This is a genomic window from Allomuricauda sp. R78024 (genome assembly GCF_044596045.1).
GTDB lineage: Bacteria > Bacteroidota > Bacteroidia > Flavobacteriales > Flavobacteriaceae > Flagellimonas.
Window position 1 is genome coordinate 1,087,492 of record NZ_CP138995.1, and the last position, 13,813, is coordinate 1,101,304.

At 36.5% G+C, this 13,813-nt stretch carries 12 protein-coding genes; 6 read left to right on the forward strand and 6 right to left on the reverse strand.

Annotation, left to right across the window (positions count from 1 at the left end; all coding sequences use genetic code 11):
* Position 1 precedes the first annotated feature (1 nt).
* Positions 2–349 carry a four helix bundle protein gene (locus SJY44_RS04900; RefSeq protein WP_396591496.1) on the forward strand — a complete coding sequence of 116 codons (348 nt, stop codon included), beginning with the start codon at positions 2–4 and terminating at the stop codon, positions 347–349.
* A 42-nt stretch (positions 350–391) separates the two neighbouring features.
* Entirely contained in the window at positions 392–724 is a 333-nt protein-coding gene (locus SJY44_RS04905) for a 2Fe-2S iron-sulfur cluster-binding protein (RefSeq protein WP_298924291.1), read from the forward strand.
* Here the strand turns inward: SJY44_RS04905 and SJY44_RS04910 are convergent.
* Positions 721–2,457 (reverse strand): ABC transporter ATP-binding protein, encoded by a 1,737-nt coding sequence (locus tag SJY44_RS04910; RefSeq protein WP_396591497.1) that lies wholly within the window; start codon positions 2,455–2,457, stop codon positions 721–723. The two genes, SJY44_RS04905 and SJY44_RS04910, sit on opposite strands and share 4 nt — an antisense overlap.
* A gap of 135 nt (positions 2,458–2,592) precedes the next feature.
* Between SJY44_RS04910 and SJY44_RS04915 the strand changes: the two genes are divergently transcribed.
* The 3 genes from SJY44_RS04915 to SJY44_RS04925 are packed head-to-tail and all read left to right on the forward strand — an operon-like array spanning position 2,593 to position 6,085.
* Entirely contained in the window at positions 2,593–3,642 is a 1,050-nt protein-coding gene (locus tag SJY44_RS04915) for a TPM domain-containing protein (protein ID WP_396591498.1), read from the forward strand.
* Between the two features lie 54 nt (positions 3,643–3,696).
* Positions 3,697–3,906, forward strand: a complete 210-nt coding sequence (locus tag SJY44_RS04920) for an alkylphosphonate utilization protein (protein WP_163420200.1) — start codon at positions 3,697–3,699, stop codon at positions 3,904–3,906.
* A gap of 10 nt (positions 3,907–3,916) precedes the next feature.
* The gene (locus SJY44_RS04925) at positions 3,917–6,085 is read left to right on the forward strand and encodes an acylase (protein ID WP_396591499.1); all 2,169 of its coding nucleotides are present in this window, start codon (positions 3,917–3,919) and stop codon (positions 6,083–6,085) included.
* Here the strand turns inward: SJY44_RS04925 and SJY44_RS04930 are convergent, their stop codons facing one another.
* The 4 genes from SJY44_RS04930 to SJY44_RS04945 all read right to left on the reverse strand — a co-directional run bounded on the left by SJY44_RS04930 (position 6,086) and on the right by SJY44_RS04945 (position 10,109).
* On the reverse strand, positions 6,086–6,727 hold the full coding sequence (locus SJY44_RS04930; RefSeq protein WP_396591500.1) for a hypothetical protein: 642 nt from the start codon (positions 6,725–6,727) through the stop codon (positions 6,086–6,088).
* Positions 6,728–6,801: 74 nt separating this feature from the next.
* Entirely contained in the window at positions 6,802–7,944 is a 1,143-nt protein-coding gene (locus SJY44_RS04935; protein WP_396591501.1) for an acyltransferase family protein, read from the reverse strand.
* 102 nt (positions 7,945–8,046) lie between these two features.
* The gene (locus SJY44_RS04940; protein ID WP_396591502.1) at positions 8,047–9,201 is read right to left on the reverse strand and encodes a helix-turn-helix domain-containing protein; all 1,155 of its coding nucleotides are present in this window, start codon (positions 9,199–9,201) and stop codon (positions 8,047–8,049) included.
* An 11-nt stretch (positions 9,202–9,212) separates the two neighbouring features.
* Entirely contained in the window at positions 9,213–10,109 is an 897-nt protein-coding gene (locus tag SJY44_RS04945; protein ID WP_396591503.1) for a metallophosphoesterase, read from the reverse strand.
* 115 nt (positions 10,110–10,224) lie between these two features.
* Between SJY44_RS04945 and SJY44_RS04950 the strand changes: the two genes are divergently transcribed.
* Complete coding sequence (locus SJY44_RS04950) at positions 10,225–12,600, forward strand: GAF domain-containing protein (RefSeq protein ID WP_396591504.1); 2,376 nt, start codon at positions 10,225–10,227, stop codon at positions 12,598–12,600.
* Here SJY44_RS04950 and SJY44_RS04955 read toward each other — a convergent pair whose 3' ends face one another.
* Positions 12,601–13,794 carry a Pycsar system effector family protein gene (locus tag SJY44_RS04955; RefSeq protein WP_396592118.1) on the reverse strand — a complete coding sequence of 398 codons (1,194 nt, stop codon included), beginning with the start codon at positions 13,792–13,794 and terminating at the stop codon, positions 12,601–12,603.
* Positions 13,795–13,813 lie beyond the last annotated feature (19 nt).

Sequence of the window (13,813 nt, forward strand, 5' to 3'; positions counted from 1 at the left end):
TATGACAATACAGCGTTTTGAAGATTTAAAAGTTTGGCAAAAATCTCAAGATTTGTCAGTTGAAGTATATAGAATGTTTTCAAATATTACGGATTTTGGTTTTAGGGATCAAATAAGAAGGGCTTCGGTATCTATTTCAAATAATATTGCAGAAGGTTTTGAACGAAGTTCCAACGCCGATTTTAAAAGATTTTTATATTTCTCATTGGCTTCAAACAGTGAAGTAAGATCGATGTTATATCTGTCTGAAAGATTAAACTATTTAGATCGACCAAAAGCCGAAGAATTGATTAATGAAACAAACGAGGTTTCAAAAATGCTTTACGCATTTATCAAATCAATGAAATAACTAATTCGCTTTATCACTAACCAACTAGTAAACTATAGGAGAATGTCCGACATAAAACTTAAGATTATAGATCGGGATGGAGTATTGCATGAAGTTGATGCGCCAACGGATATGAATATGAACTTGATGGAGGTTGTTCGTTCTTACGAGCTGGCCCCGGAAGGAACTATTGGAATTTGTGGAGGAATGGCCATGTGTGCTTCATGCCAATGTTATATAAAATCTGATCATTCACTTCCAGAAAAATCTGATGATGAAGAAGCCATGTTAGCTGAAGCCTTCTTTGTTCAAGACAATAGCCGCTTAGGATGCCAAATTCATATGAAGGATGATTTGGATGGTCTAGAAGTGGAACTGGCCCCAGAAGAAGCTTAAATCCTAGCCTGATACGTAAACAAGTTATAGTACCTTCCTTCGGTGGCAATCAATTCGTTATGGGTGCCTTGTTCGGCAATTCTACCATTTTCAATCACCAAAATTTGATTTGCTTTTCTAATGGTACTCAATCGGTGAGCTATTACAAAAGTGGTTCTTCCTTTGGTCAATTCAGCTAGACTTTTTTGAATCAATGCTTCGGATTCCGTATCTAGACTGGAGGTAGCCTCATCCAAAATCAGAATCTTTGGGTCCGCTAGAACAGCACGAGCAATGGCAATACGTTGTCGTTGTCCACCTGAAAGTTTTACACCGCGTTCGCCAATTAAGGTATCTAGGCCATCATCAAATCGGTCTGTAAACTCATCAACATAGGCAGCTTTTACGGCCTGTTGTAACTTTTCTTCGGAAGCATCAGGTCTTGGAAAAAGGATATTTTCCTTAATGGTACCTTCAAACAAAAAGTCATCCTGCAGGACTACTCCTAAATGCTGTCTAAAACTGTTCAGGTCAACCTTTGATAAATCTTGTCCATCAACGGTAATGGTTCCAGAATTTGGATTGAGGAAACTAGCTGCCAATCCGGCTATTGTGGATTTTCCTGATCCAGAACTACCAACTAAGGCAATAACCTCACCTGGTTTAACGTCAAAACTTATATTGTGCAATACCTCTTTGTCCTCTTCATAAGAAAAGGAGACATTGTTGAATGTTACATCTCCATGAACAGAATCAAGTTGAATTATGCGTTCTTTTTCCTGTGCTTCGGCAGTTTTGTTCATGAGCTCCTCAGTTCTGTCCAAACCTGCCAATGCCTCAGTTAATTGGCTCCCTATATTACTCATTTGCACAATGGGAGCCACCATGAGCGCCAGCAAAAAGGTAAATTCAATGTATTGACCAATTGTTAATTGGTCCGCTATTATTTTATATCCACCAAGACCCATTATTCCAGCAGTGGCCAATCCGAGTAAAAATGTGGATGAACTTGTCATAAAAGCTGTGGCAGTTAGACTTTTCTTGACATTTTCAAAAAGTTTATGCACACCGCTTTCAAAAACCTTAGCTTCTTGGACTTCTGCTCCAAATCCTTTTATTATTCTTATTCCACCCAAGGTTTCCGTCAATCTTCCTGTAACCTCTGCATTTATCTTTCCTCGGTTACGAAAAATGGGTCGTATAATTTTAAATGCTTTGAGGGCAATTAGTGCAAAAATTGCTAAAGGAACCAAAGTCAATAATGTCATGCTCACACTAATTCTAAGCAAAAGTATTAGGGATACAATCGCAGTAATTGTGCCCCCTACCAATTGCACCAATCCAGTTCCAATTAAATTTCGTACTCCTTCCACATCAGTCATAATTCTTGAAACCAAAGCACCGGATTTAGTATTGTCAAAGAAACGTATTGGTAATGAAAGCACTTGTTTTTGAACTTGCGAGCGGAGTTCTGAAATTAAAAACTGCGCTTGAACACTTAATATTTTTGTAAGCAAAAAAGAAGTCACTGCTTGCACCAGAAAACCTGCAGCCACAATTGCAACAAGAATCTTAAGATATGGGATATCTCCTTCTGGAATTATTTCATCCATAAAAATTCTTAGAGATATGGGTGCAATAAAACTGGCGGCTTTGCTAACAACTATCAATACCAATCCTATAAAAACCAAATTCCTTTTAGGCCAAATAATGGTCTTGAATGCTTTTAAAATACTAACTTTTTTATCCACCATATACTATTCTTCAAAAGAAGATGCAAGTTACTTGAAATTATACTGGCATAAAACCATAAAGACAGCTAGTCAATTCATATGAAAGAAACTGTGTAACATATTAGTATATTTAGATGTTTTTGATGATTAAAGTGTATGGTTAAAAGAGTGCTTTTTTATTTTTTACTTCTGGTTTCTTTCTTTGGTTTTGCACAACAGCAATATCCTGATTTAAAGGAAATAGTCACCGACAGCGCAAAAATATTCACAGTACAGGAATTAGAAGGACTAAAAACCAAGCTTACCAATTTCGAAGAAGAAACTACCAATCAATTGGTGGTGCTTACCATTAAAGAATTAGGTTTTGAAACCATTGAGGAATATGCCAACAAAACGTTCAATAAAAACAAATTAGGTCAAAAAGAAAAGGACAACGGTATTCTTATCCTTTTTGCTCACAACGATAGAAAGGTTCGGATTGAGGTAGGTTATGGCTTGGAGCCCTATATAACAGATGCGGTTGCTTCCAATATTATTAGAAATACTATGATTCCTCAGTTTAAGGAATCCAACTATTATGAGGGTATAAATCTAGCTGCAGATCAACTCATCGAATTTCTTAATAATCCTGAAGCGCTTGAGGAATTCAAAAAAGAAATGGACGCTAATGAAAACCAAATGGATTGGGTTGTTAAGCTTGTTATGGCTCTTTTCCTCTCTATTTTTATTGCAGCTGGTGGATTTATTTTCTTCAAAGCTTATTCTGGTTTAATAGAAATTTTTAGAGGAATGTTGATAGGCAAACTAGGTTTGCTCCAGGGTTTGTTCATGATGGTTTTTAGTTTGATTCAAATCCTTTTTTCTTCTGTTTTCATTTTGATGCCCTTGTTCTTTGCTTCAATGGTTTTTGGTGTTGTTAAGGATATAGATAATATGGATCAGGTGTTTGAACATACTCATTGGCTTTATTACATTCTTGCTAGTTTTTTAGGGATAACCATTTTAATTGCCGTTTTGAAAATCTTGCTTAAAGGGAAAGAAGATTTTAAACTTTCGCTCTACAAAAACGATAAGACTTACATGCGTAAAACCTTCTCCTCATCCGGTAGCCATTCTTTTGGTTCAAGCTCAGGTGGAAGCAGCTCTGGGGGCTTCTCCGGAGGAGGTGGTAGTTCAGGCGGTGGTGGTGCAAGTGGAAGTTGGTGATTGTATTAGTAATTCAAGGGTATTTCATTTATTTTCACTGTGTAAACAAACAATATGGATACGAAAGATAGTAATGGAAATGTTCTTGAAGATGGAGACAACGTTCATGTAGTCAAAGACTTAAAGATTAAGGGAATGTCCAAAACCCTAAAAAGGGGAAATGTGATAAAGAATATTAGACTAACCGGTAATCCACAAGAAGTAGAGTGCAGAGTTGGAAAGGCCCAAATAGTATTAAAGACCCAATTTTTGAAAAAAGCTTAAAATTTTTAGAATGAGAACAGTAGCGTTATTAGTTTTTTTAATGATGGTTTCTTGTGGAGAAAAACCACAAACAGAAGTCGAAAAATGGGAGGCCCAAGCTGAAAATATTACAATTATTAGGGATGATTTTGGGGTACCACATATTTATGGAAAAACTGATGCAGATGCTGTATTTGGACTGCTATATGCCCAATGCGAAGATGATTTTAACCGAGTAGAGCAAAACTATATTTGGGCCACAGGAAGATTGGCAGAGGTTGAAGGCGAAGATGCATTATACAGCGATTTAAGAGCCAGACTTTTTATGAGTGAAGAAGAAGCAAAGGCCAATTATGACAAAAGCCCCGAATGGCTAAAAGAACTTTGCGATGCTTTTGCAGATGGCATTAATTATTACTTGCATACCCACCCAGAAGTAAAGCCAAGATTATTGACCAAGTTTGAGCCATGGATGCCCATGTATTTTAGTGAAGGTTCCATAGGTGGAGATATAGAACGAATTTCTGTCAGAAAAATAAAAGCTTTCTATGAAAGTGGACTGGAGATTCCAGAAATGGAAGAATTGAAAATGAAAAGGGAAGAGGAAATGGCTGAACCTCAAGGATCCAATGGAATAGCTATTTCAGGGAAATTAACGGAATCTGGCAATGCTATGTTATTGATAAATCCGCACACCTCATTTTACTTTAGAGGAGAAGTACATGTTGTTTCCGAAGAAGGTTTGAATGCTTATGGTGCGGTGACTTGGGGGCAGTTTTTTGTGTACCAAGGTTTTAATGAGAAAACGGGATGGATGCATACTTCAACATATACAGATGTGATGGACGAGTTCAAGGAAACCATAGTGAAAAATGATGATAATTTGTTTTATCAATATGGAGAAGAGCTAAGACCTGTAGAAACATCAGAAGTGACCTTGAAGTATAAAGATGGTGATGGTGTCAAAGAAAAAACCTTTCCCATGCACCATACCCATCACGGACCAATAACTCATGCGGTAGATAAGCAATGGACAGCTTCTGCGATGATGTGGGAACCGGTAAAAGCATTGGAGCAATCCTATATACGAACTAAGAAAGATGGCTATAATGGATTTAGAGAAATGATGGATATCCGTACCAACTCTTCTAACAATACGGTCTATGCAGATGCCGAAGGTAATATTGCCTATTTCCATGGAAACTTTATTCCAAAAAGAGATACTATTTTCAATTACAGAGAACCGGTTGATGGAAGCAATCCTAAAACTGATTGGCAAGGTTTGCATTCAGTGGACGAGAACATTCTGGTATTGAATCCTGATAATGGTTGGATTCAGAATTGTAATTCCACACCGTATACATCTGCTTTAGAATTTAGTCCAAATAAAGAAGACTACCCAAATTACATGTCCATAGATCGAGAGAACTTTCGTGGTGTGCATGCCATTGGTTTATTAAAAGACAAAAGTGGCTACACATTAGATAGTCTTATTGAACTTGCCCATGATCCATATTTACCTGCTTTTGAAGCATTGATTCCTGGATTGATAAATGCCTACTATGCTCATCATGATAGAAATCCAAAATTACAAGGGGCTATAGATACTTTGGCGGATTGGAATTTTAAGACGTCAAAAGAATCTGTGGCAATGACCTTGGCGCATTATTATGGGACCTTAAGCTATAAAAAAGCGAATAGACCAGATGGGATGACTCCAATGCAATTAATTACATATTGGGGCAGTGAATCACCTCAAAAAGAAAAACTGACACTTTTTGAAGAGGTAGTTGACCAATTGGAAGCAGATTTTGGAACTTGGAAAATGCCTTGGGGGGAAGTTCATCGTTACCAAAGACTTAATGGAGATATTCGTCAACCATTTGATGATGCTAAACCAAGTATTCCAATAGGTTTTGCTAGTGGTCGTTGGGGCGCTTTGGCTGCCTATGGAGAACGTTACAATAACGGAACCAAGAAAATTTATGGTACTCGGGGCAACAGCTTTGTCGCTGCTGTGGAGTTTGGAGAAAAAGTAAAGGCAAAAACAATTTTGGCCGGTGGCCAAAGTGGTAATCCTGATTCACCACATTTTGACGATCAAATACAAATGTATTCTAATATGAATTGGAAGGATGCGGCATACTACAAAGAGGATGTTCTTAAAAGAGCGGTGAAAACCTATAATCCGGGGGAATAATTATTCTTCTTCCTTAATTACAATAAGACTTGCTTTTGAGCCTGTAGAAAGATTCCAGCGGTTGTTATGGATAACTTGACCTTTTTCATCCGCTATTACGACTTGAGCAGTATTAGGACCGGACGAACCTTGGTTCAGTGCTTCAAAATCAAGACGATTGAAACCTTTTATTAAATCAATATTGATTCCTTTAAAAGAACCCGAAAGCAAAATATTATGTTCTACAACCTCTCCATTAAGATATATTTTGACTCGATCTCCATCTACATATTCATGATCTCTACAAACAACTCCTATGAATTTTGCCGTAGTTTTTAAGTCACCTAAATATTGATCACCAAAATGTTCTTTGGAGCCCTTCTTTTCTTTTTCCCCAACTTTTGGGTCAATGACCATATCATGACCCGCTTGCAGCAACTCTTTATCGGGCAGCATTTTTACTCCGGGCTTATTGTTTTTTGAAGTCAAATTCTCATCAATAATCGAAGGGATACGCAAAGAGGTGCCTTGATTGGCAGGCTTTATATCCAGATTATTTCGTTCCCCAACTTTTAGAGGACGAGTAGTGGGGATATCCCCCTGAGCTTGCAGAGCGGTAATGCCCAAAACAAGACTAACAAGTAGAAAAACAAGTTTTTTCATAGCAACTTGGTCGATACATTGCTTTAAAGTTAACAAATACCTTGCCACCTTATTGGTAAAAGGAAGTTAAATCATCAATCAGTATTTGATTCGCCTTTCTTTTGTTTTAAGCCAAACAGAGGGTGTAACAAGGGAATCCGTAAGATGATTAAATCATAAATCAACCAACTAAGACCAAATGTACCAATCACCAAAATGGAAGCTTTTGCTAATAATCCCCAATCCAATTTAATTAAATAATAGCCAATTGCAACGGTAATGGTCTGGTGTAAAATATAGAAGGGATATACTGCTATATTGGCATAAGCCAATTTTTTACTGGGCCTATTTAAGTATTTTGCGGAATACGCAAAAAGCACAAGAATCCATGACCAAATATTTACTACTTTCAGCAGTGCTTCAACTGCGTGCACAACATAGCCATCTTCCAAAACAAGCCAAATAAAAACTTGACTGAAAAAAGCAATGATTCCAATACTAAGCGCTTTTGTCTTAATACTTTTTAAACTTTCCCAGAAAACCTCGCCTGTGGCAATCAATAAAAATCCATAGAAAAATAGAACTATGCTAAAGCTTATGTTGAACCAGTCATCAATAAGTGCATGTGTAACATCAAAAAAAGGTTCAACAAAGGTTTCTAACAGATATAAAGGAATTACAAAAACGTAAAGTCGAGAAGGCCTTTTAATTAAGTTTTTAATCCATTTAATGAATTTTGTATTATTCTGACGCAGGTAAACAAGAATTGGGGACAATACCAATGAAAACAGAAAAAGGTACGGCAAAAACCAAAGATGGTGCCAGCTAATATTCCCTTCAGGATAGATTCCATCAAAAGCGACTGTCGTAAAAAACTCCAAGAAAGAACCTGTAAATTGTCCGTTGGTCACACGTTCAAAATATATTTGAGGTGGAACAATGAGCAACATGCCCACTGCTAATGGAATACCCAAACGCAGATAACGTTCCAAATTAAATTTCCATATGTTTCTTTTACCCAACGCATAGTATGTTCCCATGCCCGAAATAACAAATAAAACGGGAAGTCGCCATTGGTTTAAGAACAGCATGGGCCAACGCAACCAATCATAAATAACATTGTTTTTAACATGCCAGCCCCATGGCACAAAAAACATTCCTACGTGATAGAAAATGAGCAACCCAAAAACGATTACTCGCAACCAATCTAAATCGTAACGTCTAACTTTTGTTTCCATCTTAGAATTATTTTGATCAAAGATGGAAAGTTGAGAATAAAACCTTATGTTTTTTAAACCCTGAAACGTCTTGAATTATAATTCTGGAGAAGAAAACGCGATTTAACCCGTTTTTTGTTTCATGAACATGGATGGTGATGTACTCGTATGCTTTCTGAAAGCGGTGTAAAAGGCCGATTTAGATTTGAAACCTACCGAAAGGCCAATGGCTTCAATGGTTAAATGGGAATATTTATGACTAATTAACCGATCTTTTGCAATAACGATTCTTTTTTGGTTTAGATAATCGTTAAAGTTCATTCCTGTTTCTGAATTGATTAGTTTGGAAACAAGATTTGTGTTGGAATTAAGCCTTTCCGCTAAATCCTTTAAAGACATTTTTTCGTTTAGAAAGCGGTCATCTTCGGAAATACATTTTTCAATATCATCAAATAGAATTGAGCCGGAGGTAAGTGTTTCGTATTTATCGGCAATCCAGGATTTTTCAAAAAACCTAGATTCTGAAATAATGAAAAATGAAGTTGTAAAGGTTATTATGGTTTGTAGAATTCCAATATAATGATCTCCCCCATCATCATCGTAGTTGAGGAAAATCAGAAATATAAATATTAAAAGACAACTAAAAATGACAACTGTGTTTCTTGAAAAAGCGTATTTGTCGACTTTTATATTTTTAGACGAGAACGTCTTCTTGCTCTTTGCTTTGAAAACCAGTCTAGTGGCCAGAATGATATAAAAAAGAAGACTGAATAGAATCATCCACCTAAACTCATCCTTTACCTTTTGAAAAGAATAGCTGAAGGAGTCTGGAACGGATAGATACCCTAAATTATCATAATAGGCTCCTAAATAAGCATTTAGCTTTACCTCAATAGGTGCCAAATAATAGTTGGTTTGTGATAGCCCATACAATAGTGGAAGCAAAAAATGGGGCCAATGTTTTTTAAAAGTAATCGGTTTTCTTTCAAGCAAGGCATAAATGAAGAAATAAATGGTCGGGGCAATCAAAAGGACAAAGACTTCAGTAGAATCGTTAAAATGCAGGATATATCTTATTAATCCTGTGTAGCATAAATACGTGTCCGCAAAGACTAAACACTGTATTAACAAGGCCCACCCAAAAAGAACCGTAGCAGATTCCTTTTTTGAGCGAAAAAGAATAACAAAGCTTAAAAAAATACCTTGAACGACACCAAGAAACATTAAATGAGATGCAAGGTTATGTCTGATAGGAATTTGATCAAGTATATATTGCACACTTTCCATAGTTATTTATCTATGTAATCCACCAATTTTTCAGGACCTTCCAATAATATTCTTACTATTTGAAGGGTGCCATCTGGTTTTGTGGCGATCTGCCATTTGATCAAAGAAATATTACCGCCTTCAATTTCCAGTCCGGTAATACTTCTGGGGTGTACACAGCTACCATCATTAAAAAAGGGAATCTGTCCCGGTTCAGGAAAACGAGGACGATGCGTATGTCCTGCAATTGTAATCTTTAAGTTGTTTTTTAAAATCCAACGTTTAATACGCCTTTCAATTCTAATGAGCTCTTTGTAGTTTTTTGCAGGACTTGTAGGGTCTGCAATGCCAACAACTTGTAAAGGCTTCCAAAGGACCCGAACCAAAAAACGGCCTATACGCCAGCAAACATAGTTCCACCAATCCGCTTGATGGCCATGAGTACAAAACAGTTCCTGCTGTGTTTCCTTGTGCTTGAGAATTAATGCTTCGTGGTAGGTTATTCCTTCAAAAAGTTCCTTATCCGAGTCATCTATAGGCTCAAAATAGCTTGATAAATGTTTGTCCACATAGGACTTATCCCTATAAACCATATCATGGTTACCCCATAACATATGTAATCTATTTTCGAGATGAAACTTCCGTAACAATTGAAAAACATTCTTATGTGCTTCAAATATGGACTCAAAACTGATATTTTCCCATAACTCATCCCCGTCACCGAGCTCGCAATAGCTAAAACCCTCACGATAATAATAGTTCAGTGCATGAAAATAGATGTTCCGGTTGTTGGCAAAATCATCAGCAAAGCTATTATCTCCCCTATGACAGTCACTAAAAAGTATAAACTTATCCCTGTCATCAAAAGGGATAATCTTGGCATTTTGGTAAGCGCGGTCTAACCGAGTATGGGAGGACATTCAAGAAATTTCACTAAATATCCAAAAAATGCGGACAAATCCATAAAGATTCCCTTAACAACTGTGCATTTTTTCTTTTTGTAACTTTACGGGCTAAACCTCGACTAATCCGCGTATGAAGGAGAATTACAATGCTGAAAGTCCTATGTTGCAATTTGTAAGTTTCAATAAACTATTGGAACATTATGACGAGCAATTGAAAAGCAAAGATAAATTTCTTGCTAACAGGGCGAAGTACGTTTTGGAGGCCCAAGCTCCTTTTCCAGAGTTGAGGGAGGGCTTTAATGATGTTAAGTTGTTAAAGAAACACAAGGATGTAATCAGTATCATCCTTGCTGATACTTTTGCTCCGGTTCTTACAAAAAATGAAATTAAAACGGCTTCTACCCCTTTTGAAAACTTAGTTTTCAATTCCTCAGAACGTTTTCAGGATATTCTTAAAAATGCGGGTGAAGGTTTTGAATTGGAAATCCGTAACCTTCCAATGGATATAAATTACATCATGAAATGTACCGTGGTGTTAAATTTTTACTACGGTTTTAATATGGACTTTAGGCGTCCATTATTTTATGATATTCCAGACACAAATGGTGTTATGCGCCACTATAGAATACTGTACAATGCAGATTTTATGGAAATAATACCGACTGAAAAATCAAAGGAACTTAGTCAAAGTGATGTTGATGAACTTTTAGAGAATTTTGAGAATGTTGAACTTTGGAAGGAGAAGATTCCACCAAACAGTTTTATATCCAAAGGTTTTGTAATCTCCAATATGTTTGATGTAACGGCGGAACATTCCATTTCTGAAATTAAGTCCACACTTATAGGCAGTAACAAGAGAGGGACGGAGAACTTTATGGACAGTTTTCAGGACACCTTCCGGTCATTGTTCAACCTTAAAAAGATTAAGGTAGGTTTTACTGGCTATGATAATCATGCAAATCGCTTTTTAAAGATTTATGGTAAGGGAATAGAAAGCTATATTCTCAAAGGAAAAGAGATGGAGCCCTGTGATGATATGCTTTGCGGATATTCTTATGGCAAGTTGTTTGGGGAGAACACTTATTTTGCTATTTCCAACGTTGAAAAATATTTTGAAAAATCTGGAGGGGCACAGCAACCTTACAAGAATTTACATGAACAAGGCATAAAAAGTGTAATACTTGCTCCTATAGCTGACAATGGCAATCTTTTGGGTGTATTGGAATTGGTTTCTAATACAGTAAACGAATTGAACAGCGTAAATGCAAACAAGTTAGACGATGTAATGCCTTACATTGTTTCTGCTGTGCTAAGATCAATAGAAGAAGAGGAGAACTTGGTGGATGCTATAATCCAGCATGAATGCACAACGGTACATTCTTCCGTTTACTGGAAATTCCAAGAGGAGGCAAAGCGTTTCATGGCCGATGAACTTGTGGGAAACCAACCCGTTTTTAAAGAAATCGTTTTTAAGGATGTATATCCACTTTATGGTCAGATAGATATCAAAGATTCCTCAAAGGAGCGTAACCTTTCAATTCAGAGAGACTTGATGATTCAGCTTTCTGAAATCAATGGAGTACTTCAGGAAGCTATAAAAAAATACGAGCTTCCCATATATGAGGAATTGATGTTTAGGGTTGACACCTATCTGGAAGAAGTTAAGGAAGCACTTTACACCCATACTGAACAGGCAATCTTTGATTTTGTAAAAGAAGAAATAACGCCCGTTTTCAGGCATTTAAAACGGGAAAATAAAGAACTAAAGAATTTCATTGAGAATTACGAAGCACAGATAGACCCTACCACGGAGTCTTATTACGATCATCGTCGTAATTATGACAATAGCGTAATGGAGGCCAATATGCAGTTAGCATCTTTATTGGACAAAAAACAGATAGACGCTCAAAAAATGTTTCCGCATTATTTTGAACGCTATAAAACGGATGGGGTAGAGCACAATATGTACATTGGCAGTTCTATAGCCAATGACAGAAATTTTGATCCACTTTATTTAAGCAACCTAAGATTGTGGCAGCTTCAGGTCATGTGCGATATGGAGAACAAATATTACGCATTAAAATCTAAGCTACCGGTTAAACTGGATGTAGCCTCTTTGATTTTGGTTTATAGCACTTCTTTGGCGATTCGTTTTAGAATGGATGAAAAGCGATTTGATGTAGACGGCACATATAATGCGAGATATGAAATCATTAAAAAACGTATTGACAAGTCTTATATAAAAGGCACCAACGAAAGATTGACCCAAAAAGGCAAGTTGGCCATTGTATATTCCCAAAGAAAAGATGAAAAGGAATATATGCGCTATATAAGATTCCTAAAGGCAAAAGGCTACTTCACCAATAATATAGAAGTTGTAGAACTTGAAGGCCTTCAGGGAGTTACTGGGCTTAAAGCAATTAGGGCCGAAATTTTGTACACTAAGGATACAAAATCTGAACGCACATATACCTATGAAGATTTAATGGAAGAGTTAAAGTCTTAGCTAAAAACTCATTCTATCTGGCCCAAAAAATCGAAAAGCAATTCCGAATGCCACTACGGATATTACTATGCCTATAATAAAAATAGTGTAAGTAAGTCGTAGAATTTTATATTTCCTATTAAGTACAAGACCTAAAAAATATAGGTCTTTGGTCAGTGATGAGTAAATATACTGGTTGTCCTTTACCAACTCCTGAATGGCCCATTCATAATCCTCTAGACTCATTTTATGAAAATTGCCAAAGAATAGGAGATTTACTTTTTTGTTTTTTACATCATCTTTTGTGAATTGTCCACTTGTGACATTAGGTCTTGTGGCTAAAACTGCAAGAACCATTGAGATAACACTAAACGTAATAAAAATCAAGGTAGGATAAATAAGGTAGGCATTGGATGGATTATCTAATTTTGGGATTAGGTTAGATAATGCCACCGAAATTATGATTGCATTTACTGATAATAGAATATTGGCCTTGGTGTCGGCAATATCACTTAGTGTCAAATGATTTTTTAGGGTAACCCTAAAAAGTGTCTGTATACCGCGATCGGGACTTTCACTTTTGTATTTTGCTTTCAACGCTTCCTTTTTGGCAATTTCCTTTTCAGTCTTCTTTTCCTTGACCAATTGTTTTAGGTTACGTTCTTTCGCTTCATCCCAGTTTTCTTTAGCGTAATCAGTATAATACTGATGCTCAGTTCGGAACATCTTTATATTTTCATCTCTCCATTGTTTGCTGGTATATTTAGCTATTCCAAGCTCTTGCAGTTCTTCTTTCAAATAATCTGTTGTTTCCCAGTAACTCTTTTGAGCAAAGTGTGAAGCATCGGCGTCCCTGATAATTTCCTGATGAAGATTGCTCGGCTCATGGTATCTTTTTGTTGCCATGATACAGTTGCAAATCTTTTCAATATCAGTAGCGTTATAACTATTTTCTTTAAGAAACTCAGCAGCAATTTCACAACTGGCTTCTTCATGATTTTCTATGCTTTTAGTATAGCCCGTATCGTGGAACCAAGCAGCCAGTATGAGTTTTTCACTTTCTGTTTCTCCAAGATTATAGAAATTGAGTAATTCTTTAGTACTTTTAACGACACGCTGGGTATGGCGCAAATTGTGGTATAAAAAATTTGGATCAAGTTTATTTTCCAGAATTTCAGATACAAAACGTTCAGCTTTTTCAACAATTTCCGACATATATAGTACTTTGAATTCT

Bases quoted from the DNA above. Each gene is read 5' to 3' on its own strand.
- SJY44_RS04910 (WP_396591497.1), bottom strand. From the start codon at position 2,457: ATGGTGGATAAAAAAGTTAGTATTTTAAAAGCATTCAAGACCATTATT.
- SJY44_RS04955 (WP_396592118.1), bottom strand. From the start codon at position 13,794: ATGTCGGAAATTGTTGAAAAAGCTGAACGTTTTGTATCTGAAATTCTG.
- SJY44_RS04915 (WP_396591498.1), top strand. From the start codon at position 2,593: ATGGTTAAAAGAGTGCTTTTTTATTTTTTACTTCTGGTTTCTTTCTTT.
- SJY44_RS04905 (WP_298924291.1), top strand. From the start codon at position 392: ATGTCCGACATAAAACTTAAGATTATAGATCGGGATGGAGTATTGCAT.
- SJY44_RS04920 (WP_163420200.1), top strand. From the start codon at position 3,697: ATGGATACGAAAGATAGTAATGGAAATGTTCTTGAAGATGGAGACAAC.
- SJY44_RS04930 (WP_396591500.1), bottom strand. From the start codon at position 6,727: ATGAAAAAACTTGTTTTTCTACTTGTTAGTCTTGTTTTGGGCATTACC.
- SJY44_RS04925 (WP_396591499.1), top strand. From the start codon at position 3,917: ATGAGAACAGTAGCGTTATTAGTTTTTTTAATGATGGTTTCTTGTGGA.
- SJY44_RS04950 (WP_396591504.1), top strand. From the start codon at position 10,225: ATGAAGGAGAATTACAATGCTGAAAGTCCTATGTTGCAATTTGTAAGT.
- SJY44_RS04945 (WP_396591503.1), bottom strand. From the start codon at position 10,109: ATGTCCTCCCATACTCGGTTAGACCGCGCTTACCAAAATGCCAAGATT.
- SJY44_RS04935 (WP_396591501.1), bottom strand. From the start codon at position 7,944: ATGGAAACAAAAGTTAGACGTTACGATTTAGATTGGTTGCGAGTAATC.
- SJY44_RS04900 (WP_396591496.1), top strand. From the start codon at position 2: ATGACAATACAGCGTTTTGAAGATTTAAAAGTTTGGCAAAAATCTCAA.